Raw genomic sequence first — 25621 nt, forward strand, 5'->3', positions numbered from 1 at the left:
CGACGTCGCCGCCGCGGGCCGCGCTGGTGTGCGCCGCGAGGGTCTCGGCGACACCGGTCCCGGCGACACCGGTGCGGGTGGCGCGGGTCCCGGTGGCGCGGGTGTCGCCTGCGCGGGCGTCGGCCGCGCGGTCCGGCCTGGGCGCGTGCTCACCGCCGGCGGGGTCCCGGCCTGCCGGCGGGGCCTCGCGCGGGAGTGGTGGGGTGGACACGGCTCCCAGCGTACTTCGTGGCGCGCCGGGTGGCCGTCACCCGTCGGAAGGGGCTCCCGGCACAGGAGCCCGCCCTCCCGGTCTGGTGCTGGTCCTGCCCACGTCTCCGTGCGCACGTCGCGCCGCGAGCGGCGCGACGCCCGGACCTAGGCGACGCCGTCCCGGCGCTGCCGCTGCAACCTGGCCACGCACCAGGCCGCCGCACTGCCCCGACGCAGGTGCTGGAGCACCGTCATCGGCCCGAGCCGACGTCCCAGGTCGGCGGGCGTGAGCCCGGCCGCCCGGTAGTCGAGAGCGCGCTGGTCGAGCGGGCTGATGCCCGCGTCCCACCACAGCTCCGCCTCGGACAGGTCGCCCACCAGCTGCCAGTAGCTGGCGGCCGCCGCGAGCAGCACCTCGGGCACCTCGGGCGCCCGCTTCCGCATCGCCGCCACGTACGCCGGGTCAGCGGATTCGACCCGAACCAGTCCGCGCGACCCGCCGTTCGCCCGCTGCGAGGGGATGCCCGGCGCGGGCGGCGGGGCCTCGGCCAGCCACTCGTCCTTGATCCGGTTCACCTCTTGCAGCTCGGCGTCGTCCGAGCGCTCAGCCGCCCACTGCCGCAGCAGCTCGTCGACTCCGGAGTCCTCGACCATTCTGCCTCCTCGTCGGTCGAAGATCAGCCAATGCAGCGCACCGTATTAGCGGGTACCGACAACCGCTAGACCCCGGATTGTCAAAAACCCTGTTACCAGCGCGTTATAGCCCTCTTTCCACCCGGACGGTCCAACGCGGACGGCCGATCGTCACCGATGGTGACCGGGTCGGCGGGGCCGCGCGGCGCGCTAGCCGAAGAGGCTCCGGACGAACGTGATGATCGCCTCCGCGCCCTGGCGGAGCCAGCCGATGGCGGTCTTGACCGCGTCCGCGGACTGGTCGGGCTGGGTGATCAGGAGGAACAGCAGCAGCGCGACGACCGCCAGCGTCACCACCTTCTTGACGTTCACGAGTCCCTCTCCGTCCGTTCACAGGTGCCCGGCCGGCGGGCGTCGTGCCCACCGCGTCACGTGCCATGCTCCCTCATTCACCCGGACGATGACGGCAGGACGCGCCCTGATCCCACGGTCGGGCGGTGCGGCGAGCGCTGCGCCACGCACGGCCGGCGCGCTCAGTCACCCGAACGGACGATCAAGGACTCGGGGGCCCCGGCCGATGTCCAAGGTACGGGCCACTCGCCCACTCCCCCTCGCACGAGCACCGAGGTTCCGCCACATCGTCCGACTTCTCCGCACCTCGCGCCGGTCACCCACATGCGCCCGACCCACGCACCGAGCGTCATCGGGTCGACACCGGCCGTCCCCTTTATTCACCGCGCGCCCCCGGCGATTTAACGCGGCCATTTTCCGGTCACCTCGCCGTCACCCGGACAACGCGGGCGCGGCACGGCCACCGCGCCCCCGACCCCTGCCCCGACCACGCCGGCGCGGCGCGCTCACCCGACGACGCTCCCCCGACGACGCTCACCCCACCACGCTCACCCCACGACGCTCACCCCACGACGCCCGCGCGGCGCAGCTCCTCGACCTCCGGCCCGGCGAGCCCCAGCTCCGCCAGCACCTCGGCCGTGTGCTGCCCGACCGACGGCGGCGCGGTGGGCGTCCCGGCCGGGGTGCGGTCGAACCGCGGCGCGGGCGCGGGCTGCGTCACGCCCCCGACCTCGACGAACGTGCCGCGCGCCGCGTTGTGCGCGTGACCGGCGGCCTCCTCGGGCGTCAGCACCGGCGCCAGGCACGCGTCCGTGCCCTCCGCCAGCGCCGCCCACTCGTCCCTCGTCCGGGTGGCCACGGCCGCGGCGATCCGGCGGCGCAGCTCGGGCCACCCCGCCGGGTCGCGCCGGTCCGGCAGGTCCGGGCCGGCCAGCCCCAGCACGGCCAGCAGCTCCGCGTAGAACCCGTCCTCCAGCGCCCCGACGGCCACGTACCGGCCGTCCGCCGCCTCGTACACGTCGTAGAACGGCGCGCCGCCGTCGAGCAGGTTCGCGCCACGCCCGCCCGGCCACGCCCCGGCGGCCTTCATGCCGTGCAGGAACGTCGTCAGCAGCGCCGCGCCGTCCACCATGCCCGCGTCCACCACCTGGCCGCGCCCGGACCGCTCCCGCTCATACAGGGCCGCGAGCACGCCCACCGCGAGCAGCAGCCCGCCGCCGCCGAAGTCGCCCACGAGGTTGAGCGGCACGGTGGGCGGCGCGCCCGCGCGGCCGATCGGCTCCAGCGCGCCCGCCACGGCGACGTAGTCGATGTCGTGCCCGGCGCGGCCGGCCAGCGGCCCGTCCTGGCCCCAGCCGGTCATCCGGCCGTAGACCAGGCGCGGGTTGCGGGCCAGGCACCGCGCGGGCCCGACGCCCAGCCGTTCCACCACGCCCGGCCGGAAGCCCTCCACCAGCACGTCGGACCGCTCGACCAGGCGCAGCAGCAGGTCCGCGCCCTCCGGTCGCCGCAGGTCGAGCCCGATCGAGCGCCGGCCGCGCCCCAGCACGTCGCCGGGCACGGCCGCGCCGCCCGACACCCGGTCGACGCGGACCACCGACGCGCCGAGGTCGGCCAGCACCATGCAGCCGAACGGCGCGGGCGCGAGGCCCGCCAGCTCGACCACGCGCAGCCCCGCCAGCGGCCCGCCCACTAGAGCGACCTCGCGATGATTTCCTTCATGATCTCGTTCGTCCCGCCGTAGATCTTCTGCACGCGCGCGTCCGCCCACGCGCGCGCGATCGGGTACTCGGTCATGTAGCCGTAGCCGCCGAAGAGCTGCACGCACTCGTCCACCACCGCGCACAGCCGGTCGGTGGCCCACCACTTGGCCATCGCCGCGGTCGGGACGTCCAGCCGGCCCGCCAGGTGGGCTTCGACGCACTCGTCGACGAACGCCCGCGTCACGCGGGCCTCGGTGGCGCACTCGGCGAGCTTGAACCGGGTGTTCTGGAACTTGATCAGCTCCCGGCCGAACGCGGTGCGCTGCTTGACGTAGTCGACGGTCAGGTCGACCGCCGCCTCGATGCCCGCGACGGACGCGACCGCGATGATCAGCCGTTCCTGCGGGAGCTGCCGCATGAGCTGCGCGAAGCCCTGCCCCTCGGCCCCGCCGAGCAGGTTGTCGGCGGGCACCCGCACGTCGTCGAAGAACAGCTCGGCGGTGTCCTGGCCCTTGAGCCCGACCTTGTCCAGCACCCGGCCGCGCCGGAAGCCGGGCGCGTGCCCGGTCTCCACGACCAGCAGCGACATCCCGGCCGCGCCCTGGGCGGGGTCGGTCTTGGCGACCACGACGACCAGGTCGGCCTGCGCGCCGTTGGTGATGAACGTCTTGGACCCGGTGAGCACGTACTCGTCGCCGTCGCGGAGCGCGCGCGTCGTGACGTTCTGGAGGTCGGAGCCCGCGCCCGGCTCGGACATGGCGATCGCGCCCACGTACTCGCCGGAGGCGAGCTTGGGCAGCCAGCGGCGCTTCTGCTGTTCGGTGCCGTAGGCGAGGACGTAGTGGGCGACGATCCCGCTGTGGACGCTGTTGCCCCACGCGGTGTCGCCGGCGCGGGCCTGCTCCTCCAGCAGCACGGCCTCGTGCGCGAAGGTGCCGCCGCCACCGCCGTACTCCTCGGGCACGGACAGGCACAGCAGGCCGACCTCGCCCGCCTTGGTCCAGAGGTCCCGGTCCACGTGCCGCTGGGCGGCCCAGCGCTCGTGGTGCGGCACCGACTCCTTGCGCAGGAACGTCCGGGCCAGCTCGCGCAGCTGGTCCAGGTCGTCGGTCATCCAGGGCGAACGGCGAGTGGGCATGCCGTCGACGGTGCCACCGGCGGGGCCGGCCCGCCATGACCGCCACACCCACGATGCCGCCCCGATCGTGAGCGCGAATGTCACCGCGGGCCCCGGCCCCCCGGACGAAGGACCGGGCCGGGCGGCGCGTGGTGAGCTGATAAGTCAGTCGCCTCGGTCATGGGCGTGGGGCCGCCGGCCGCCTACCGTGGCGGCATGAGCGATGCCTTGATCTTCGACGCGGTGCGCACACCGCGCGGCAGGGGTAAGCGCGGCGCGCTGCACGGCGTCAAGCCGATCACCCTGGCCTCCGGGGTGCTCGCGGCGCTGGCGGCGCGCAACGACCTGGACACCTCGGCCGTGGACGACGTGGTGTTCGGCGTGGTGTCGCCGGTCGGCGAGCAGGGCGCGGACATCGCCCGCACCGCCGTCCTGGCCGCCGGGTGGGACCTGCGGCCGGCGGGCGTGCAGCTGAACCGCTTCTGCGCGTCCGGGCTGGAGGCGGTGAACCTCGCGGCGGCCAAGGTGGCGTCCGGGTTCGAGGACCTCGTGGTGGCGGGCGGCGTGGAGTCCATGTCGCGGGTGCCGATGGGTTCCGACGGCGGCGCGTGGATGGCCGACCCGGAGACGAACCTGGCCACGAACTTCGTGCCGCAGGGCGTCAGCGCGGACCTCATCGCGACCCTGGAGGGCTTCCGCCGCGAGGACGTCGACGCGTACGCGCTGGAGTCGCAGCGGCGGGCGGCGCGGGCGCGCGCCGAGGGCCGGTTCGACCGGTCGCTGGTGCCGGTGGTGGACCGCAACGGGGTCGTGGTGCTCGACCACGACGAGGCGATCCGGCCGGACACCACGGCGGAGGGGCTGGCCGCGCTGAAGCCGTCGTTCGCCTTCCACGGCGACCTCGGGTTCGACGCGGTGGCGATCGACCGCTACCCGACCGTGGAGCGCATCGACCACGTGCACACGCCGGGCAACTCGTCGCAGATCGTGGACGGCGCGGCGGCGATGCTGATCGGCGGCGAGCGCGTCGGCCGCGACCTCGGCCTCACGCCGCGCGCCCGGATCGCGTCCGTCGCGGTGGTCGGCACGGAGCCGACGGTCATGCTCACCGGTCCCGCGCCGGCGGCCCGCAAGGCGCTGGACCGGGCGGGGCTGTCGGTGGAGGACGTCGACCTGTTCGAGGTCAACGAGGCGTTCTCGTCGGTGGTGCTGAAGTTCCGGCGGGAGCTGGACCTGCCGGCGGAGAAGGTCAACGTCAACGGCGGCGCGATCGCCCTGGGTCACCCGCTGGGCGCGACCGGCTGCATGATCCTCGGCACCCTGCTGGACGAGCTGGAGCGCCGGGACCTGCGCCGCGGCCTGGCCACGCTGTGCGTGGGCGGCGGCATGGGCATCGCGACGATCATCGAGAGGGTCTGATGGCCATCCACTACGAGCGGGACGCCGAGGGCGTCGTCACCCTCACCCTGGACATGTCGGGCTCGGCGAACGTGATGAACGCCGAGTACCACGAGGCGATGGGCGCGGCCGTCGCGCGCCTGGAGGCCGAGCGGGACGACATCGCCGGTGTCGTGCTGACCTCGGCCAAGAAGACGTTCTTCGCGGGCGGCGACCTGAACCTGCTGATCACGCTCACGCCGGAGAACGCGGGCGAGGCGCTGGGCTTCCTGGAGGACGTGAAGCGGCAGCTCCGGCGGCTGGAACTGCTGGGCAAGCCGGTCGTGGCGGCGATCAACGGCTCGGCGCTCGGCGGCGGGTTCGAGATCGCGCTCGCCTGCCACCACCGGGTGGTGCTCGACGACGACCGGATCAGGCTGGGCCTGCCCGAGGTGACGCTGGGGCTGCTGCCCGGCGGTGGCGGCGTGACGCGGCTGGTGCGCCTGCTGGGCGTGCAGCCCGCGCTGCCGCTGCTGATGGAGGGCAAGCAGCTCCGGCCCGCGCGGGCGTTGCAGGCGGGGCTCGTGCACGCCCTGGCGTCGTCGGAGGAGGACCTGGTCGAGCGGGCCCGCGCGTGGATCAGGGCCAACCCGGAGCCCCGGCAGCCGTGGGACGAGCCGGGGTACGCGGTGCCGGACGTGCGGTTCGGCGACCCGGCGGTGTACGGGCTGCTGGCCGCTGCGCCCGCCGTCCTGCGCAAGAAGACCCACGGCGCGTACCCCGCGCCGGAGCGGGTCCTCGCGGCGGCGGTCGAGGGCGCGCTGGTCGACTTCGACACCGCGCTGGAGGTCGAGGGCCGCTACTTCCTGGAGCTGGCCACCGGCCAGGTCGCGAAGAACATGATCTCCACGTTCTGGTTCCAGCTCAACGCGATCACCGCGGGCGGCTCGCGCCCGGCGGACGTGCCCGCCTCGAAGGTGACCAGGCTCGGCGTGCTGGGCGCGGGCATGATGGGCTCGGGCATCGCCGAGGTCAGCGCGAAGGCGGGCATCGAGGTGGTGCTCAAGGACGTGACGCCGGAGGCCGCCGAGCGCGGCGCGAAGGGGCTGCCCGGCATCACGCCGACCGACTCCGACGCCGACCTCGCCGGCTGCGACCTGGTGATCGAGGCCGTGTTCGAGGACCGCGCGCTGAAGAACCGGGTGCTGCCCGCCGCGGAGTCCGCCGCGCTGCCCGACGCCGTCATCGCGTCGAACACCTCGACGCTGCCGATCACCGGCCTGGCTGAGGCGGTCGCGGACCCGGCGCGGTTCATCGGGCTGCACTTCTTCTCCCCGGTGCCGAAGATGCGGCTGGTGGAGATCATCCGCGGCGAGCGGACCTCCGACGAGGCGCTGGCGCGGGCGTTCGACTACGTGCTGCAGATCGGCAAGACGCCGATCGTGGTCAACGACAGCCGCGGGTTCTACACGTCGCGGACGTTCGGCGCCTACGTCACCGAGGCCGTGTCGATGGTCGCCGAGGGCGTGTCGCCCGCGCTGATCGAGAACGTGGCCAGGCGGGCGGGCATGGCCGTCGGGCCGCTGGCGGTGTCGGACGAGGTCACGCTGACGCTACAGCTGAAGATCCGGGACCAGGCGCTGGCGGACGACCCGTCGGCGGCCGGCGCGCTCGGCGACCACCCGGCGTTCGCGGTGCTGGAGGAGCTGGTGGCGGAGGGCCGCACCGGGCGGTCCGGCGGCGGCGGGTTCTACGAGTACCCCGAGGGCGGGAAGAAGTTCCTGTGGCCGGGGCTGGCGCGGTACGCGCGCGACGACGCGGGGGTGACGGAGCGGGACGTCGAGGACCGCCTGCTGTTCGTGCAGTCGCTGGAGACCTTGCGGTGCCTGGACGAGGGCGTGCTGACGTCGGTCGGCGACGCGAACGTGGGCAGCGTCCTCGGGTTCGGGTTCCCGGCGTGGAGCGGCGGGACGCTGCAGTTCATCGTCAGCTACGGGCTGGGCGCGTTCGTGGAGCGGGCCGACTACCTGGCCGACACCTACGGCGAGCGCTTCCGGCCGCCGGCGTCGCTGCGGGAGCGGGCCGCGCGCGGCGAGCCGTTCTGACGGTTCGGGGCCCGGTCGTCACCGCCGGGCCCACCGGTTCCCGTGCCCGTCCCGGTCTGACGCGCGCCCGTGGGGAAGATCGACGCGCCGCTGTCAACCACCACCCGGTGGGCGGCGAAACCACCGCGGGATGGTCCCCGGCCCTCCCGGTCCGGCCGCAGACTGGTCCTCGTCGCGACAACGCCGCGGGAACCATCCCGCCGGGGCGATCGGATCGCGACGGCCAGGCACACCGGACATTCGCCGCAAGCGACTGTCCGACACCGGGAGGATGATTCGATGATTCGTCGACTCGCGGCGGGGCTGCTGGCGGCAGCAGCCCTGGTACCGCTCTCCGCCACGTCCGCGCAAGCCGCGCCGTACGCCTGCGACGCCAGGCACGTCTGCCTGTGGCAGGGCATCGACTTCACGCTCGGCAGGCAGGTCATCTCGGGGTTCGCCGAATACACCGATCTCGGCGCGGCTTTGAAGGACCAGGCGTCGAGCTGGGGCAGCAGCACCAACCAGCAGGTGATGTGCGTGTTCGACTGGGTCAACGGCAATCGGCAGGTCATCGGCAGGCTGGCGCCGGGCAACCGCACGCCGTGGGTGGGCGACGGCGCCAATGACAGGTCCGATGCGGTCGGCTGGTGCTGACGTGGCGTGCCACCCGCCTGCCCGCGGGCGGGTGGCACGCCACCGGCGTCGGAATTCGCGATTCGGGGTGCCGGCGCTGACCGTGCCGGCGCTGACCGTGCTGGCACTGACCGTGCCGGCACTCCTGTCGGCATGTGCCCCGTCCGCTCGCGATGACGCGCCGCCCGCCCCGACGGGGGTCGCGGACCGCATCTCCGGCTTGCGGGCCGAACCGGTGGACGGGGCGACGGCGGAGGATGCGACGCGGGCCGCCGACGCCTACGTCGAGCTGTTCGAGAGCACGATCGCGGCGCCACCGGCCGAGGTCCCCGCCTCGTTCTCCGACGTCGCGGCCGGGGCGGCACTCGCGCGGGTGGCGGAGCAGATCGGGGTCATGCACCGCAACGGACTCGCGGCCAGGGGGCGGACCGATCCCGCGTTCGACGTCGTGGGCCGCAGTGGGGACACCGTCTACGTCACCTCCTGCACGCCGGAAGGGCGGATCGGCATCGTCCACGTCGGGACCGGCGCTCCGGCGGAACGCGCGGGCGACGACTTCGCGGTCGTGCTGTTCGGGCTGCGCCTCGACGGTGGCCGCTGGAAGGTGAGCGAGGTGGAGACGTTCACTGTGGTGGATTGCCCGACTCCGTCGGGCGGCTCGGCCGCCTATTAGTCAGCGGCACACAGCGCGTGTTCCGCCGATCGAAAACATGATCGGCGGAACACGCGCCCCGCCGTCACCGATGACCACGTGGTCGCCGGAGGTGTAGGCGCACGCCCGACAGTGGTCCGATGTGGACGTTGGGCGAACCGGTCCAGTCGGCGCTCATCGGGTACCGCAGCGGGATCTGCCGCGCGCCTTGCGTGACCGACGCCGTGACGTCGACCGGCGAGCCCACGCGGACGGTGCGCGGCGCGGACAGGGTCAGCGCGTCCACGTGCGGCCGGATCTCCGCCGCTACCCACTCCTGCCCGTGTCGCGGTCGCGGGGTTGACGCCGACCAGCGACCAGCCGGAGAACCCCCTCGGCGGACGCCTTGCCGGAGTTGCCGTTGATCAGGTAGGGCACACCGTCCACTCTGGACCCGTGGAACGCGCCGACGAACTGCGCACCCTTGCCGGTGGCGCGGCGGAGCCAGCCAGTCCTCCACCACGTCGGCCTCCAGCCGGTCGCCGAGCGTCGTCGGTCACCGTGAACGCGGTCCACTCGCCGCGGCCGTGCCCGTGGGCCCACGCGCCGAGCGCCAGCGGCCGGCCCTCCACGACGATCGGCTTCGGCAGGATAGCGTACGCCGTACGCGTACCGGTGGACCGGCCGAAGTCGTAGGACAGCTTCAGCCCGGCGCGACCGGGCGGGTGGTGCGGACGGTCTCGATGCGCCGCGCCGGGTCGACCGCGGACCGGGCGGCGACGGCGTCGGGCAGGTCGAGGACGCCCGCGCCGGCGCGCTCGGGCGACGGGAGGTCGGCGGCGCCGGGCGGTGCGGCGATGCCGGGCGGAGTGGCGGTGCCGGGCGGTGCCGGGCGGAGTGGCGATGCCGGGCGGCGTGGCGGCGCCGAAGGATGCGGCGGCGCCGAAGGGCGCGGCGTGCGCGGGCCGTGCGGACCAACCGCGTCTCAAGTAACAGCACCCGTCCGGTACGCGCCAGGACTGTTGCCCGTCCAACGCTTGAACGCCCGGTGAAACGCGCTGGCCTCGGAGAAACCCAGGCGCAACGCCAACTCCTCCACCGACTCGCCGCCCCGCACGAGGCTCGCCACCGCCTGGTCGCGCAGCAGCTGCTCCCGCACCTCGCGGAACGACGTGCCCTCGGCGGCGAGCTTGCGCCGCAGCGTCGGCGCGCTCGTGCCCAACCGCGCGGCCACGGCGCCCAGGCCCACCACGCCGCCGGCCAGCTCCCGCCGCACCCGGCTCGACGCGTCCGCGCCGTGGTCGCGCCGCGACAGCAGCTCAGCGGGCGAGTGGCGCAGGAACCGCCGCAGGGCGGCCTCGTCCTGCACCACCGGCATCCGCAGGAACCGGGAGTCGAACGCCAGCACGGTCTCCGGCGCGCCGAACCGCAGCGGGCAGCCGAAGATCAGGTGGTACTCGGCCGCGTGCGGCGGCTCGGGGTAGGCCAGGTCGACCGCGCGGAGCGGGATGCGCCTGCCGATCAGCCACGAGGAGAACCGGTGCCACAGCACCAGCAGCGACTCGACCAGGAACCGGTCCGGGTCGTCCACGCCCTCTGCGGACAGCGTGAACCGCGCCGCGCCGTCCCGCTCGGCCAGCGCCATGACCGGGCGCACGTCGAACAGCCCGTAGAACGCGAGGCCGCGCCGCAGCGCGTCGCCCAGCGTCGCGCAGTGCACGGCGAGCAGGCACATCGTCGGGAAGGTGCCGCGCTTGCTGCGCTGGGGTCCCAGGCCCATGAACTCGTCGTCGAGCGCTTCCCACAGCGCCTGGACCAGCTTGGTGTACTGGGCGGGCGTGACCCGCGCCCGGTCGTCGGCCACCAGCGCCTCCGGGATGCCGGCCGCGCACAGCAGGCGGGACGCGTCGTGCCCGTGCCGGACCGCGCCCCGGAGGGCGGCGGTGACGTAGTGGATCGCGATGGTCCTGGTGAGCATCGCTCACAGTGTGGCAGCAGTCGCGGGCCCGGTGGTGGGCCCGGTGGCGGGCTCAGCGGTGGGCACGGCCGGGTGCGGCGGCGCGGTGTGGGGAGAGGTGACCGCGCCGCCGCACCGGGTGGCCCACCCCAGTGAGCCGGCGCCTCGTCGATGGGGCATCCGCCCGCCCACCCACGAGGGACGATGTGGCGCCCACCACTTTAAGTGGTCTAGACCAGATGCGTCAAGGGTGTGGAAAGGACCTATCTGGTCGAGACCAATCCGGTCCTGCCGGGTACAGCTTCGCGACCGCCGCGGCGGTGCCGCGGCGAGCACGGCGGACGACCTCCCGCCGCAGCTCAGGACACCGCTCCCGATCCCGCGGCGGCACCCGCCCCGCGCGGCCGGTCGCCGCGGCGGCGGGCGATCCGGGTTCGTGAAACCGGAGTTCGGACCCGCCCCCGACGGGCCCGACCCGCGCGCACGGGTCCGGACCACCGCGCCGCCCGCCCGGCGGCGACCGACCGCGCCCGCCCAGCGTCCCGCAACCGCCTGACGGAACCCTGACGCCCCGCCGGCCCGGCGGTCCGGCGGGAGGCCGTGACCGTCGGGCCGCTCGCTCGTTGACCGCGAGGATGCGGAGATCCGTGCCGGCCGACGCCGACCGGGTGACCCGATCGGCCGAGGTGGGCCGGGTCGGGTGGAACCGGTCGATCAAGCGGTACTGTTCTGCCGCTCAACAGTTGCGCCAACAACGAGAAGGCGGAGGCAGGCCGTGCGGGTGCTGTGGGCTGCGAGCGGCTTGGCCGTGGCGGCGTCGGCGCTGACGGGCGTGTTGATCGGCGTGTACATCGACGGCGTGGACGACGGGCCGAAGGCCGAGCTGCCCGCGTCGACGTGGATCACCACGCTGCCGTCCACCACGACGAGCACGACGAGCACGACGGAGAGCCCGGCCACGACGGACCCGGTGTCGGCGCCGCGGAACTCGACCGCGGCGCGGCCGACGACCACCACCACGACACCGCCGCCGCCGGAGACGACGCAGCCGACGACGGAGGAGCCGCCGCCCCCGACGTCGACGACGGCGATCACCACCACCAAGGCGAAGAACACCGAGTGGCCCTGCGGCCCCCTCAACCCGTTCCCGCCGCCCCACTGCGACGACTGAACAGGGGCCGCGCGGACACCGGCCGCGACCCGCTGTGAGAGCGCTCCCGAGCGGGTGACCTCCCGCTATGCTGTTCGGCGAGCAGGCTCGGGTGTGGCGAGGAGTTGGTGTTCGTGTCCGTCCCATCGCACCACGCCACCCGGCCGACGCTGGAGGACGTCGCGGCGAAGGCGGGCGTCTCGCGGGCGACGGCGTCCCGCGTCCTCAACGCGTCACCGCGCGTCAGCCCGGAGGCGCACGAGGCCGTGACCGCCGCCGTCGTCGAGCTGGGCTACCAGCCGAACCGGGCCGCGCGGGCGCTCGTGACGCGGCGGACCGGCGCGGTGGCGGTGGTGTTCTCCGAGCCCGAGCCGAAGATCTTCGACGACCCGCACTTCGCGTGGCTGATCCGGGCGGCGGCCCGCTCGCTGGCCGACGCGGACGCGCAGATGGTGCTGTTGCTGGTGCACTCGCCCGAGGACGTGGCGCGGGCGGAGCGGTTCCTGGCGGGCGGGCACGTCGACGGCGCGCTGATGTTCGCGCCGCACAAGGGCGACCAGCTGCCGTCCGCGGCGCGCAAGCTGCCGCTGCCGGTGGTGTGCGCCGGGCGGCCGTGGGGCCCGCTGCGCGGCCTGCACCTGGTCGACCACGACAACGAGGGCGGCGGCGTGCTCGCGACCGAGCACCTGATCTCGTCGGGGCGGCGGCGGATCGCGACGGTCACCGGGCCGCTGGACGAGCACTCGGCGATGGACCGGCTGGCGGGGTGGCGCACGGCGACCGGCGCGTCCGACGCCGACGTCGCGCTGCTGGCCGAGGACGGCGGGTTCACCAGGGACGGCGGGAAGCGGGCGATGGCGGCGCTGCTGGAGCGGGTGCCGGACCTGGACGCGGTGTTCGTGGCGAGCGACCTGATGGCCGCCGGCGCGCTGGACGCGCTGCGCGAGGCGGGGCGGCGGGTGCCGGAGGACGTGGCGGTGGTCGGGTTCGACGACCACCCGATGATCGCGCCGCACACGTCGCCGCCCTTGACGAGCGTGCGGCAGGACACGGACGAGCAGGTGAGGCACATGGTGACCCATCTGCTGCGGCTGCTGCGCGAGGAGCCGATCAAGGCGCGGCGGGAGGTCCTGCCGACCGTGCTGGTGCGCCGGGCGTCGGCCTGACCCCGCAGCCTCACGCCGCAGCCCGACCCCGCAGCCCGATCCCGCAGCCCGATCCCGCAGCCCGATCCCGCAGCCCGACCCCGCAGCCTGACGCCGCAGGCTGATCCCGCGACCGGCCCGCTCCGGCCGTGGCACGCCCCGCCCGCGACGCGGTGCCGGCCCCGCCGCATGACCACGCCGGCCTGCCACCGACTTGGGTCGGGCGCGACTGCCCGCGCGGGAATGTCGGTGCCGGCCGGCAAGATGAGCCCCAGGGGGCGGTTTTCCGGGATTGTCGGTGGTCTCTGGCAGGATGGAGATCGGGGGCTGCTCAGCACCGGATCGCGGACTGCTCAAGGACCGCCGACGCCGGCTCGGAGGGCTGCCGGCACCGCTCACGGGCCGCCTGACGCCGCCGACACCGCCCTCGGAACCGCCCTGCACCGATCGGCCCGCCCTGCGCGCCCGCCCTGCGCGCCTGCCCTGCGCGCCCGCCCAGCGCGCCCGCCCAGCGCGCTGCCCTGCGCACCCACCCAGCGCACCCACCCAGCGCGCCCGCCCAGCGCGCTGCCCTGCGCACCCACCCAGCGCACCCGCCCAGCGCGCGTCCTGCGCGAATCCCCCGCCTACCCGCCGCCCGAGCCGGGCGCACCACCGCCGCCCGTGCCCGGACGGCCCCGACCGCGTCACACCACGTCGTACCCGCTCGCCGGCACCGCGTTCCGCCGGATCACGCCCGCCAGCGTGTGCCCGCTCCGCTTCACGGTCCGCACCTGCGTGGCGTAGTCCACGTGCACGATCCCGAAGCGCTGGCTGTACCCCGCCGCCCACTCGAAGTTGTCCAGCAGCGACCACGCGAAGTACCCCCGCACGTCCACCCCCCGCGCGATCGCCGCGTGCACGGCCCGCAGGTGGTCCACCAGGTACCGGGTCCGACCGGTGTCGAGCACCGCTCCCCCGGCCACCACGTCGACGAACGCCGACCCGTTCTCGGTCACCACCAGCGGCACGGGCACGTCGCGCCCCAGGCGCTCCAACAGATCCGTGAACGCCCGCGCGTCGACCTCCCAGCCGAACCCGGTCACCTCACCGCGCGGCGGCAGCAGCGCCACCCCCCGCAGCCCCGCGAACGGCCCGTCCGTCACCTGCCCGGCGGGCGCGGGCGCGACGCGGGTGGGGCTGTAGTAGTTGACGCCCAGCCAGTCGATCGGCGTCGCGACGGCCTCCAGGTCGCCGGCGCGGACCACGCGCGACCAGTCGCCGAGCCACGCCGTCTCCGCCAGCACGTCCTCCGGGTAGCCCCGGCCCGCCAGCGGGTCGAGGAACAGGCGGTTCTGCAAACCGTCGACCTTGTGCGCGGCGGCGCGGTGGGTCTCGTCGTCGTGGTCGACCCGCACCGAGCAGAGGTTCAGCACGAGGGAGAAGCGGTGGTCGGCGGGCGCGGCCGACCGCATCGCCCGCACGGCCAGGCCGTGGCCCAGCAGCAGGTGGTGGGCGGCTTCCAGCGCGCCGCGCGGGTCGACCAGGCCGGGCGCGTGGACGCCGGTGCCGTAGCCCAGGAACGCCGAGCACCACGGCTCGTTCAGCGTGGTCCACGTCCGCACGCGGTCGGCCAGGTGGGCGTGGGCCAGCGCCGCGTACTCGGCGAACCGGTGCGCCGTGTCCCGGTCGCGCCACCCGCCCCGGTCCTCCAGCGCCTGCGGCAGGTCCCAGTGGTAGAGGGTGGCCACCGGTTGGATGCCGTGCGCCAGCAGCTCGTCCACCAGGCGGTCGTAGAACGCCAGCCCGCGCGGCTCCACGGGGCCCGCGCCGGTCGGCTGGATGCGCGGCCACGCGAGGGAGAAGCGGTAGGCCCGGAGCCCGAGGTCGGCCATGATGCGCACGTCGGAGGCGTACCGGCGGTAGTGGTCGCACGCCGGTTCGCCGGTGTCGCCGCCCGCCACCTTGCCCGGCGTGGCGGCGAAGGTGTCCCAGATCGACGGGCCGCGGCCGTCGACGGCGGTCGCGCCCTCGATCTGGAAGGCGGCCGTCGCGGCGCCCCACAGGAAGTCCGGCGGGAAGCGCAGCAGCTCCCGGCCGACTCGGGTGTCCGGGTCGGTTGCGGTCATGTGTTCACCCCTTCACGGCCCCCTGCATGATCCCGCCGACGACGTGGCGGGCCAGCAGGAGGAAGATCCCGACGACCGGCAGCACCGCGAGGGACGCGCCGGAGAGCATGAGCGAGTAGTCCGTGTAGTAGCCACTGGCCAGAGTGGACAGTGCGACCTGCACGGTGGGGCTGTCGTTCGGGTCGAGGACGATCAGCGGCCAGAAGAAGTCGTTCCAGGCCGTCATGAACGTGAACATGCCCATGACCGCCGCCTGCGGTCGCACGGCGGGCAGCGCCACGTGCCGGAACGTGCCCAGCACCGAGCAGCCGTCGACGCGGGCGGCCTCGACCAGCTCGCGCGGCACGGCCTCCTCGCACGCCTGGCGCATCCAGAACACGGAGAACGCGCCGATCAGCGCGGGCACGATCACCGCCTGGAGGGTGCCGTACCAGTCGAGGTCCGACATCAGCAGGTACAGCGGGACGACGCCGAGCTGGGTCGGCACCAGCGACGTGCCCACGACGACCAGGAACAGCGAGTGGCTGCCCCGGAAGCGCAGGTGGGCGAAGGCGAACCCGGCGAGCGTGCCCAGGACGACGTTGCCCACCGCGACGGTGCCCGCGACGACCAGCGAGTTCTGCATGGCGAGCCAGAAGTCGACGGTGTCGAAGACGCGGCCCAGGTTCGCGAGGAGGTTGCCACCCGGCACGAGGGAGGGCACGGCGTCGCCGAGCGCCGAGTTGTCCTTGCTCGCGATCAGGAACGAGTAGTACAGCGGGAAGACCGACGCGAGCAGCACCACGACCAGCAGCGCGTAGGTGACGGGACCCGCGCGGCGCGCGGCCACGGCGCTCACCCCTTGGGCGCGATGCGCCGCGCCAGCGTGAAGTTCACCAGGGCCACCACGAGGATCAGCAGGAACAGCACCCACGCGATCGCGGCCGAGTAGCCCGCGTCGAACAGCCGGAAGCCCTTCTCGTACAGGTACATCACCAGGGTCTGGAACTGCCGGTCCGTGCCGCCGGTGCCGAGCGCGGTGCCGCCGGGGTCGAACAGCTGCGGCTCCACGAACAGCTGCAACCCGCCGATGGTGGACACGACGACGGTGAACAGGATGGTGGGGCGGATGCTCGGCAGGGTGACGGACCGGAACAGCCGCCACCGCGACGCGCCGTCCAGCAGCGCCGCCTCGTACCGGTCGCGCGGCACGGACTGCATGGCCGCCAGGTAGATCAGGGCGTTGTAGCCGGTCCACCGCCACATCACGATCGAGCTGACGGCGAGGTGCGACGCCCAGGTCTCGCCGCGCCAGTCGACCGGGTCGACGCCGACCAAGCCGAGCAGGTGGTTGACGACGCCGAAGTCGCGGCCGTAGAGCTGCGCGAACACCAGGGCGACGGCGGCGACGGAGATCACGTTGGGCAGCAGCGCGCCCGCCCGCCAGAACGCCCGGCCGCGCAGCCCGCGGTCCAGCAGCGCCGCCAGCCCCAGCGCCGCCACCAGCTGCGGCGCGGTGGACAGCACGAACAGGCTCACGGTGTTGCCCAGGGCGTTCCAGAAGTTCCGGTCCGCCAGCAGCGCGCGGAAGTTCGTCAGGCCGACGAACCGCTGCGCGCCGTCGACGAGCTGCCAGTCGTGCAGCGACACCCAGGCGGTGAACAGCAGCGGGTACAGGCCGAAGACGCCGAACACCAGGAAGAACGGCGCGACGACCAGGTACGGCGTGAGCCTGCTGTCCAGGCGTCCCAGGCGGTCGCGCCACGACGGGCGCGGCGGCGCGGTACGCCCGGTCCCGGTCGGTGCGGCCGTCACCTGACGGCGTCCCGCGCTTCCCGCACCGCCTGCTCGAACGAGTCCTTCGTGGACTGTCGTCCGCTTTCGACGCGGCCGAGGGCGTTGTTGAACACGGGCGTGACCTGTGCGTCGCCGGTGCCGCGGTAGGTCGGCTGGAGGCTTTCGGCCGCGTCGCCGAAGATCCGGCCGACCGGGGCCTGGTTGAAGTAGTCGTTGACCGCCGAGGTGACCTCGGGGTCCCGGTAGGCGGCGGGTTCGCTGGGCAGGTTCCCGGTCTCCTTGAAGATCCGCTTCTGCTGCTCGGGCGCGGTCAGCCACGCGGCCAGCTCGTAGGCTTCCCTCGGGTGCGCGCTTTGCGCGGGCACGGCGAGGAACGAGCCGCCCCAGTTGCCGCCGCCGCCGCCGGGCGCGGCGGCCACGTCCCACCTGCCCGCCGCCTCCTCGCCCGCGCCGGCCTTGATCAGCGCCAGCGCCCACGCCGGGCACGTGGTGGTCGCGAAGGAGCCCTGCTTCAGGGCCACGTTCCAGTCCTGGCTGAACGGCGTCAGCGCACCGGTCTGGCGCTTCTCGCCCAGGCTCGCGGCGAGGGTGAACGCCTCCGCGACCTTCGGGTTGGTGTCGGCGATGAAGGTGTCGTCCTTGGCGAAGTAGCCCTCCTCGGTCTGGTCGAGGACGGCCTTGTAGACGTTCTGCGCGGTGTCGACGAACTTCACGCCCGGCGTGGCGGCGGTGAACCGGTCCGCGGTGGCGAGGAAGTCGGCCCACGTCGGCCACAGCGCGCCGACCGCCTCCCGGTCGACGGGCAGGCCGGCGGCCTGGAACAGGTCGCGCCGGTAGCAGAGCGCGAGGCCGCCCATGTCGGTGCCCAGGCCCAGCACGAAGTCGCCGTCGTCGGCGGTGCCCTGCTGCCACTTCCAGGCCGTCCACCGGGATCGGAGGTCCCGCGCGCCGTGGTCGGCGAGGTTGACGAACTTGTCCTTGGAGCGGCGGAACCGGGCGATGCTGCCCTCCTCGATGGCCACGACGTCCGCCGCGCCCCGGCCGCCGGCGAGCTGGGTGGCCAACTGCGTGTGGTGCTGCTCCATCTTGACCTTGCGCTGCTCGACCCGGACGCCGGGGTGCGCCGCCTCGTACTCCTCGATCAGCCGGTCGTACCCGAAGTCGGAGAAGACGCCGATCGACAGCTTCACCGCGCCGTCACCGGCGCCGTCACCGCACGCGGCCGTCATGGTGGCCGCCACGGCGATCGCGATGGCCGCCGCCGCCCGGCCGACCGGTGTCCCGCTCATCCGTCCTCCTCGACCCGCCGATAGAGTGAGAGCGCTCTCACGTTGGAGAGCGACAAGCCCCGCTGTCAACGGAGAGCGACCGGTCGACACCGACCCGTGACTTTACTCGCGTCGGCACGCGGCTCAAGGTTCGTCGCGGCTGATGTCAGTCACTGACATCACTCGCCGGCGACATTCCACTGATGTCAGTCACTGACATCAGTGGCCGACGACATCGGCCGACAACGGCGACCGACGACAGGGGTGGCACAAGCCCGAGCGGGAAGCCGAAGCCGGGGGCGGGCACACCGGACGTCCCGAGCCGGGGAGCGGGCACACCGGACGCCCGGGGCCGGGAACGCGACGAGTGCGGGGTGGCTCGGCCCTCGCCCGAGCCACCCCGCACTCCCATAGAGGGCCGCCGTGCGCGAACGTGACGCGCGCACGGCGAAAATCTTGTGAGCCACCGCACATGGCCGGCCCGCCCCGCGCCCCGAACGCGGAACGGGCCGGCCGTGCCCCGCCTACGCCTCGGCCATCCCCGCGACGACCGAGGTGCGGGCCGCCCGCCGGGCGGGCAGCGCGGCGGCGAGCACGGCGGCCACCACCGCCGCCGCGAGCATCACGCCGATCTGTCCGAACGGGACGGTGAACGCGACCGACAGCGTGTCCGACGACAGCGACTGCGTGATCACCCAGCCGAACCCGACGCCGAGCACCAGGCCGATCGCCGCGCCCATCATCGCCATCAGGATCGATTCGACCACCAGCATCAGCCGCAGCTGGCCCCTGGTCAGGCCGAGCGCCCGCAGCAGCGCCGACTCCCGCGTCCGCTCCAGCACCGACAGCGTCAGCGTGTTCGCGATGCCGAACAGCGCGATCACCACCGCCAGGCCGATCAGCGCCCACACCAGCGCCAGCACCTTGTCGAGCTGCTCGTTCAGCTGCGCCTTGGTCTCGGCGGCCGAGTCGATGACCGCGAGCGGCGAGGCGTCGGTGACCTTCTCCACCGCCGCGCGGCCGTTCGCCGCGCCGGGCTTCAGCTTGATCATGATGCCGTGGTAGCCGTCCAGTCCGGGTTCGAGCCGCTCGGAGGTCTCCAGCGTCACGACGCCGTCCTCCAGCCGCTGCCCGGACACCAGGGCGACGACCTTCAGCTCCGTCGTCCCGCTTTCGGTCTCGACGGCGGTGGTCGAGCCGACGGCCAGGCCCTGCTCCTTGGCGTAGGCGCTGTTCAGCGCGACCGTGCCGTCCCGCAGGTCGTCCAGCGTGCCGCTCTCCACCTTGGGCCGGAACAGGTCGCCCAGCGCGTCGCGGGACACCCCGGTGAACTGGCCGTGCTCGGCGGACAGCCGGGTCGTCGGCGCGACCTTCGCCACCTCGGGCAACGCCGCGAGCTGCGCCGCCAGGTCCTTCGGCAGCGGACGGCTGTAGACCGAGGAGGTGACCGTGTAGTCGGCGGGCAGCCGCTGCTCGACCTGCTCGTTGGCGGTCTGCTTGGCGCTGTTGGCGACCACGGTCACCATGCCGACGATGGTCACGCCGATCATCAGCGCCGCCGTCGTGGCGGCCGTGCGCTTGGGGTTGCGCCCGGCGTTGGCGGCGGCCAGCTTCGCGGGCACCCCGAACAGCGCCTTGGGCACGACGCCGAGCACCCGGTTCACCGGCCCGACCAGCAGCGGTCCGAGCACCACCACCGCGCCCAGCAGCAACATCGTCCCCGCGCCGCTGACGATCATGGGGAGCTCCTCGCCCTCCATGCCCAGGCCCAGGGCGGTGGTGCCGACGCCGGCGACGCCCAGCAGCGCCGCCGACAGCAGCCGCAGCGTGCCGGTGCGCGCCACCTCCTCGCTGCTGTCGACCTGGGTGCGCAGCGCCGCGACCGGGTGCACCCGCGTGGCCTTGCGAGCGGGCAGCACGGCCGCGAGCACCGTCACCAGCACACCCACGGCGAACGCCACGAGCACCGTCGTCACCGTCACGGGCAGCCGGACCGCGACCTCGCCGCCACCGCCGAGGAACCCGCCGATCGCCTTCTGGAGCAGCGCGGACACGCCGAGCCCGCCGGCCAGCCCGATCACCGAGGCCGTGAACCCCATGACCAGCGCCTCGACCAGCACACCCCGGAACACCTGCTCCCGGCTCGCGCCGACGCACCGCATCAGCGCCAGCTCACGGGTGCGCTGCGCCACCAGGATGGTGAACGTGTTGTAGATGACCATCGCCGCGACGATCAGCGCGATCACCGCGAACACCAGCAGGAACGTGGTGAACTCGAAGGACCGCGAGCTGATCCGCTCCAGCGCCGCGGCCGTCAACTGCTCGCCGGTCTGCACGGTGTAGGCGTCGCCGCCCAGCGCCTTGCGGACGTTCTCCGCGACCTGCTCCTGGGTGAACCCCTCGGCCTTGAACCCCACCACCTGGTACGGCAGGCGCTCCGGTTCGAGCGCCGCGAACGCCTCCGTCGACAGCACGACGTGGTCGAAGCCCGACACGGACACCTCGCCGACGCCCTGCCGGTACGTGCCGACCAACGTGTACTCGCGCCGCTGCTCGCCCTCGCCCAGCAGCGTCACCGGCTTGCCGATGGACAGCTTCGCGGTCTCCGCCGTGCGGACGTCGACGGCGATCTCGTCGGGGCCGCCGGGGTAGCGCCCGTCGGCCAGGTCGTACTCGCGCAGCTCCTCGTTGTCCGCGAGGGGGAACGCGAACGCGGGCTTCGCCTTGCCGTTGGCGGCCAGCAGCGGCGCGGGCTTGGAGGTGCGGGCGTCCGCGCCGCCGACACCCGGCGCCTGCCGGATCTTCGCCAGGTCCTCCGGCGCGATGCCCTTGAGGTCGGTCCGGCCGGACAGCGTGATCGAGACGTCGACGCCGCGCGCGCCCTTGGCGAACTCGTCGCGCAGGCTCGCGTTCAGGGCGTCGCCGAGGACGAGCGTGCCGGTCACGAACGCGACGCCCAGGGCGATCGCGACCGAGGACAACACGAGCCGCGCGGTGCGGGCCTTGAGGCCCGCGATGATCGTGCGCAGCATTACCTCACGCCCCCAGGTGCTTCAGCGCCGACAGGACGGAGTCCGCGGTCGGGTTGTCGATCTCGCCGGCCAGGTGGCCGTCGGCGAGCAGGACCACGCGGTCGGCGTACGAGGCCGCGACCGGGTCGTGCGTCACCATGATCACCGTCTGCCCGAGCTTGCGCACCGACATCCGGAGGAAGTCGAGCACCTCGGCGCCGGACCGCGAGTCGAGGTTGCCGGTCGGCTCGTCCGCGAACACGACGTCCGGCTTGGCGACCAGCGCGCGGGCGCACGCGACGCGCTGCTGCTGACCGCCCGACAGCTCGGTCGGCTTGTGCTTCAAGCGGTCCCGCAACCCGAGCACGTCGACGATCCGGTCGAGCCACTCGCGGTCGGGCTTGCGCCCGGCCAGCTCCAGCCCGAGCAGGATGTTCGCCTCGGCGGTCAACGTCGGCAGCAGGTTGAACGCCTGGAACACGAACCCGATGCGGTCGCGGCGGAGCTTGGTCAGCTCCTTGTCGCCCAACGACGTGATCTCAGTGCCGGCGATCTGCACCGACCCGCCGTCGACGTTGTCCAAGCCGGCGAGGCAGTGCATCAGCGTCGACTTGCCGGACCCGGACGGGCCCATGATGGCCGTGAACTTGCCTGCCTGGAACGCGACGCTCACGCCGTCCAGCGCCCGGACAGCGGTGTCGCCCTTGCCGTAGACCTTCACCAGGCTCGCGGCGGCTACAGCGGTACGGGTCCCGACGTCGGACACCAGTGCGGACATGCTCCCTCATTCCCTCTGCTCCAGCGGACAGGGGAAACCTATGGGCACGCCACCTACCCGGTCGTCACCTCCCCGACCGAACCACCATCCACCTGCGGTATGACCCTCCCTAGTCCCCACGTCTACCACCCCGGCCGCCCACCCTCGGGCACACGACGGCCGGCTGCGTGTCATCCCCGTACGGCCTGCCCGCAGGGCGACCACAGTCGCCAGAGGGGCGCAAGCACGCTTCACCGCTTGCGCCCCTCTGGCGACTGTGGTGGTCTTTGACAGGTCGTACGGGGATGACACGCAGCCAAAGCTTTTCAAGCTTCGAAGAAGCTTGAAAAGCTTGCAAGGCTTCGAAGAAGCTTTGCCCTCATCCTTGGTGGCCTGCCTGTCCGGCGAGGACGCTTTTGTTCGGCTGAGATCCGTACGGAAGTTCTTCGGTTTTGGCGGGTCAAAGCGGAAAAGAAGGGCGCTCGCCGCTGGGCAGACCTCCGGGGAGGAAAAGCTTTAAAGGCGTCGTGTTCTCCCCGCATGGCCTGTCAAAGACCACCACAGTCGGTCAGGGGGCGCAAGCGGTGAAGCGTGCTTGCGCCCCCTGACCGACTGTGGTCGCCCTGCGGGCAGGCCATACGGGGAGAACACGAGACCACGGGTCTGTGCTGCGCGGTGCGGTGGCTTTCGGTCGGTGCGGTGGGCTCGGGTCGGTGCGGCGGCGGGCGGTGGGGTTCCCGGTCAGTTCGGTTGTTCCAGCAATCCCCGGTCGTAGGCGATGGCCACGGCCTCCGCCCGCCTGCTCGCCCCCAGCTTGGCCATGATCCGGGTGAGGTGGACGCTGACGGTCTTCTCCGAGATGTACAGCTCCTCGCCCACCTCCCGGTTCGTCCGCCCCAGCGCGACCAGGCCCAGCACCGAGCGCTCCCTCGGGGTGAACGGGTCGACGCGCGACCGCGCGGTCTCGCCGTGCAGCGCCACGCGCGCCCGTCGGGCCACCACGCGCACCGCCTCCCGCAGCGGCGTCGCCCCGAGGCGTTCCGCCACCTCGTCGGCCGCCCGCAGCTCGGCGATCGCCGCGTCCCGCCGGTCGGCGGCCAGCAGCGCCTCCGCCAGCCGCCACCGGCAGCAGGCTTCCTCGAACACCGACCCGTACCCGAACCCGTCGGCCGCCGCGCGCCACAGGTCCGGGTCGCCCACGCCGCCCAGCCTGCTCTCCTCGGCCGCCGCCCGCGCCAGCCACGCGCGCCCCTCGGGGCCGAGCGTCCCGGTGCGCGGCGCGCCGAGTTCGGCGGTGGTCCGCGCGTACTCCGCCAGCCCGCGGCCCGCGGTCAGCGCGGCCTGTTCCGCCTCGCCGTCGCGTCGTCGTCGGGCGCTGGCCGCGAGTTCCGCGTGCGCCGCGATGCCCAGCGCGGCCAGCCGGATGCCGGCCAACACCCAGGTGCCGCCCTCCCGCCGGGACCAGTCGATGGCGTCGGAGGCGCGCGCCGCCGCCAGTTCCGGCTGGCCGCGCCACAGCGCCAGTTCGGTGCCGGTGCCGCCGGTGATCAGCGCGATCTGGAAATCGCGGTGCCAGTCGGAGCGCAGTTCGCCGATCAGGCGCTCGGCCTGCTCGAACTCGCCGCGGCTGACCGCCACGTGGGTGCCCGCCGCCGCGAGGCGCGCCGACACGGTGCTCGACACGCGCAGGCCGGGCGGTTCGGCGGCGACGGCCGCGTCGTCCCAGTCGCCGAGGTAGTACCGGGTCAGCACCTGGAGGATGCGCAGTTCCAGGCCGAACGTGCTCCAGGCCAGGCCGGTTTCCTTGGCGCGGGCCATGCCCTCGTCGAACGCGCGGGCCGCGTCGGCCAGCTCGCCGAGGTCGTAGTGGTGCATGCCGAGGAAGTAGCGGGCCCGCAGCTCGGTGCTGACGGCGCCGGCCGCCATCGCGCAGGCCACGGCCTCGGCGAGGTGCCGCCGCGCGGAGGCGACGTCGGCGGCGGCCTCGTCGAGCAGCCCGAGGGTAGCCAGGGCGTCGGCCACGGCGGCCTCGGCGCCGGCGGCGCGGCCGTCGCGCACCGCCTGCTCCGCCCGGTCCCTGGCCTCGGCGTACGCGCGTCCCTGCCGCAGCGACGCGGCCCACACCGCGAGGACCCAGGCGCGGGCGGGGCTCGCGGGCCGGTCGCGCACCAGCCGCCACGCCTCCTCGACGGCCGCGACCTGCTCCTGCTCGGTGCCGTCGAGCACCTGTAGCGCCTGCGCGAACCGCCGCCACATCTCGGCGGCCTCCTCCGGCGCGTCGGGGTCGACCAGCCGGGTGCCGCCGCGGGCGAGCGCGATGGCCCGCTCCGGCTGCCCGGCCGTGCCCGCCGCCCACGACGCGCGGCGCAGCAGCGCCAGTTCGGTGACGCCGTCCGGGCGGTCCTCGGCGGGCACCGCCTGCCACAGCTGCAACGCCTGCTCCAGGTGCCGCAGCGCCTCGGCGGGCGCGCCGGCGGCCAGCGCCTCCTGCGCGGCCTCCACGGAGGCCCGCAGGGCGCGGGGCAGGTCGTGGCTCTCCAGCGAGTGGTGCGCCAGCGCCGCCACCGCGCCCCGGTCGGACGTGGCGGCGAGGCGCGCGGCGTAGGCCGAGTGCAGCCGCACCCGCTCGCCGGGCAGCAGGTCACCGTAGACGGCCTCGCGCAGCAGGGCGTGCCGGAACGTGTAGACCTCGTTGCGGTCGACCAGCAGCACGTGGTGCTGCACGGCTTCGCGCAGCGCGTCGTCCAGGGCGACGTCGTCCGCGCCGGCCACCTGCCGCAGCAGGTCGTGCCGCACCGACCGGCCGCCCACCGACGCCACGCGCACGACGTGCTGCGCGGCGCGCGACAGCCGTTCGATCCGGGCCAGCAGCACCTCCGCGAGCGTCCACGGCATGCCGGAGCCGCAGGTGGCGACCGCGATCAGCTCCTCGGCGAAGAACGGGTTGCCGTCCGAGCGCTCCGCGACCTCCAGCACGACCTCGTCGGGCAGGTCGTCGGCCAGCGCCGCCACGAACGACCGCGCGTCGATGGCGCTCAGCGGCGCCAGGTCGAGCCGCTGCACGGCGGGCAGCCGCACCAGCTCGTTGAGCAGCGGTCGCAGCGGGTGGCCGCGGTGCAGGTCGTCGGACCGGTAGGTGCCCACCACCAGCAGCCGCTGCGACCGCAGGCGGGAGAACAGGAACGACAGCAGGTGCCGGGTCGACGCGTCCGCCCAGTGCAGGTCCTCCAGCACCAGCAGGACGGGCCGCTGCTCGGCCAGGTCGCCCAGCAGCCCGTGCACGGCGTCGAACAGCTGGAGCTGGCCGACGTCCTGCTCGGACCGCCTGCCCACCAGGTGCGACGGCAGCCCGGACAGCCCGCTGTCCTGGGTCGCGGGCAGCGCCAGTCCGGGCAGCAGCCGCCCCAGCGCGGGCCGCGCGCCGACGTCGAGCAGGCCGGCCTCCCGCACCTGGCCCAGCGCTTCGGTGAACGGCAGGTAGGGCAGGCCGGTCTCGCCCACGTCCAGGCACCGCCCGGTCAGCACCAGGGTGTCGGTCGCAGCGGCGGCGAGCTCGTCCACCAGCCGCGTCTTGCCCACGCCCGCGTCGCCGGCGAGCAGCACCGCCGCCGCCCGGCCGCGGGCGGCCTCCGCCAGGGCGGCGCGCAGCCTGGTGAGCTCCCGGCCGCGCGCCACCAGGGGTATTCCGGTACCGAGGCGTGCCACGGATGGCATGTTCGCACACC

At 74.0% G+C, this 25621-nt stretch carries 19 protein-coding genes; 5 read left to right on the forward strand and 14 right to left on the reverse strand.

The window, feature by feature from the left end; all coding sequences use genetic code 11:
- Positions 1–357: 357 nt before the first annotated feature.
- From C8E97_RS27310 to C8E97_RS27320, 4 genes are all read right to left on the reverse strand, one after another.
- Positions 358–846 carry a helix-turn-helix transcriptional regulator gene (locus C8E97_RS27310; protein WP_121008276.1) on the reverse strand — a complete coding sequence of 163 codons (489 nt, stop codon included), beginning with the start codon at positions 844–846 and terminating at the stop codon, positions 358–360.
- A 189-nt stretch (positions 847–1035) separates the two neighbouring features.
- A complete protein-coding gene (locus C8E97_RS34955) occupies positions 1036–1197 on the reverse strand; it encodes a hypothetical protein (RefSeq protein WP_170212004.1) in 162 nt (53 codons plus the stop codon).
- Between the two features lie 541 nt (positions 1198–1738).
- The gene (locus C8E97_RS27315) at positions 1739–2869 is read right to left on the reverse strand and encodes a CaiB/BaiF CoA transferase family protein (protein ID WP_121008277.1); all 1131 of its coding nucleotides are present in this window, start codon (positions 2867–2869) and stop codon (positions 1739–1741) included.
- Positions 2869–4017 carry an acyl-CoA dehydrogenase family protein gene (locus tag C8E97_RS27320; protein ID WP_121012522.1) on the reverse strand — a complete coding sequence of 383 codons (1149 nt, stop codon included), beginning with the start codon at positions 4015–4017 and terminating at the stop codon, positions 2869–2871. The genes C8E97_RS27315 and C8E97_RS27320 overlap by 1 nt, the downstream gene beginning before the upstream one ends.
- 195 nt (positions 4018–4212) lie before the next feature.
- On the opposite strand from C8E97_RS27320, the gene C8E97_RS27325 reads away from it, so the two are divergent.
- From C8E97_RS27325 to C8E97_RS27340, 4 genes are all read left to right on the forward strand, one after another.
- A complete protein-coding gene (locus tag C8E97_RS27325; protein WP_121012525.1) occupies positions 4213–5415 on the forward strand; it encodes an acetyl-CoA C-acetyltransferase in 1203 nt (400 codons plus the stop codon).
- Positions 5415–7478 (forward strand): 3-hydroxyacyl-CoA dehydrogenase NAD-binding domain-containing protein, encoded by a 2064-nt coding sequence (locus C8E97_RS27330; RefSeq protein WP_121008278.1) that lies wholly within the window; start codon positions 5415–5417, stop codon positions 7476–7478. The genes C8E97_RS27325 and C8E97_RS27330 overlap by 1 nt, the downstream gene beginning before the upstream one ends.
- 279 nt (positions 7479–7757) lie before the next feature.
- Complete coding sequence (locus C8E97_RS27335) at positions 7758–8114, forward strand: peptidase inhibitor family I36 protein (protein WP_121008279.1); 357 nt, start codon at positions 7758–7760, stop codon at positions 8112–8114.
- Positions 8115–8181: 67 nt separating this feature from the next.
- Entirely contained in the window at positions 8182–8766 is a 585-nt protein-coding gene (locus C8E97_RS27340; protein WP_121008280.1) for a hypothetical protein, read from the forward strand.
- A 64-nt stretch (positions 8767–8830) separates the two neighbouring features.
- On the opposite strand, the gene C8E97_RS35630 is transcribed toward C8E97_RS27340, so the two are convergent.
- From C8E97_RS35630 to C8E97_RS34175, 3 genes are all read right to left on the reverse strand, one after another.
- On the reverse strand, positions 8831–9031 hold the full coding sequence (locus C8E97_RS35630; RefSeq protein WP_211347149.1) for a hypothetical protein: 201 nt from the start codon (positions 9029–9031) through the stop codon (positions 8831–8833).
- A gap of 678 nt (positions 9032–9709) precedes the next feature.
- The gene (locus C8E97_RS27350; protein WP_121008281.1) at positions 9710–10702 is read right to left on the reverse strand and encodes an AraC family transcriptional regulator; all 993 of its coding nucleotides are present in this window, start codon (positions 10700–10702) and stop codon (positions 9710–9712) included.
- 693 nt (positions 10703–11395) lie between these two features.
- Positions 11396–11782, reverse strand: a complete 387-nt coding sequence (locus C8E97_RS34175; RefSeq protein WP_147455253.1) for a hypothetical protein — start codon at positions 11780–11782, stop codon at positions 11396–11398.
- Positions 11783–11965: 183 nt separating this feature from the next.
- Between C8E97_RS34175 and C8E97_RS27360 the strand changes: the two genes are divergently transcribed.
- Positions 11966–12997 (forward strand): LacI family DNA-binding transcriptional regulator, encoded by a 1032-nt coding sequence (locus C8E97_RS27360; RefSeq protein ID WP_121012528.1) that lies wholly within the window; start codon positions 11966–11968, stop codon positions 12995–12997.
- Positions 12998–13662: 665 nt separating this feature from the next.
- Here C8E97_RS27360 and C8E97_RS27365 read toward each other — a convergent pair.
- The 7 genes from C8E97_RS27365 to C8E97_RS27395 form a co-directional block, all read right to left on the reverse strand.
- Complete coding sequence (locus C8E97_RS27365) at positions 13663–15084, reverse strand: GH1 family beta-glucosidase (RefSeq protein WP_121008283.1); 1422 nt, start codon at positions 15082–15084, stop codon at positions 13663–13665.
- Positions 15085–15088: 4 nt separating this feature from the next.
- Positions 15089–15913 carry a carbohydrate ABC transporter permease gene (locus C8E97_RS27370; protein WP_121012531.1) on the reverse strand — a complete coding sequence of 275 codons (825 nt, stop codon included), beginning with the start codon at positions 15911–15913 and terminating at the stop codon, positions 15089–15091.
- Positions 15914–15918: 5 nt separating this feature from the next.
- Positions 15919–16815 (reverse strand): carbohydrate ABC transporter permease, encoded by an 897-nt coding sequence (locus C8E97_RS27375; RefSeq protein ID WP_246019429.1) that lies wholly within the window; start codon positions 16813–16815, stop codon positions 15919–15921.
- A gap of 59 nt (positions 16816–16874) precedes the next feature.
- Positions 16875–18149: an ABC transporter substrate-binding protein gene (locus C8E97_RS27380; RefSeq protein ID WP_121008285.1), complete on the reverse strand. Its 1275-nt coding sequence runs from the start codon at positions 18147–18149 to the stop codon at positions 16875–16877.
- Positions 18150–18652: 503 nt separating this feature from the next.
- Positions 18653–21160, reverse strand: coding sequence for an ABC transporter permease (locus C8E97_RS27385; RefSeq protein ID WP_121008286.1), 2508 nt, complete (start codon positions 21158–21160; stop codon positions 18653–18655).
- A 4-nt stretch (positions 21161–21164) separates the two neighbouring features.
- Positions 21165–21917, reverse strand: coding sequence for an ABC transporter ATP-binding protein (locus C8E97_RS27390; protein WP_121008287.1), 753 nt, complete (start codon positions 21915–21917; stop codon positions 21165–21167).
- Between the two features lie 720 nt (positions 21918–22637).
- Positions 22638–25610 carry a helix-turn-helix transcriptional regulator gene (locus C8E97_RS27395; RefSeq protein ID WP_121008288.1) on the reverse strand — a complete coding sequence of 991 codons (2973 nt, stop codon included), beginning with the start codon at positions 25608–25610 and terminating at the stop codon, positions 22638–22640.
- Positions 25611–25621: the final 11 nt, after the last annotated feature.

This window comes from Saccharothrix australiensis (assembly GCF_003634935.1).
Lineage (GTDB): Bacteria > Actinomycetota > Actinomycetes > Mycobacteriales > Pseudonocardiaceae > Actinosynnema > Actinosynnema australiense.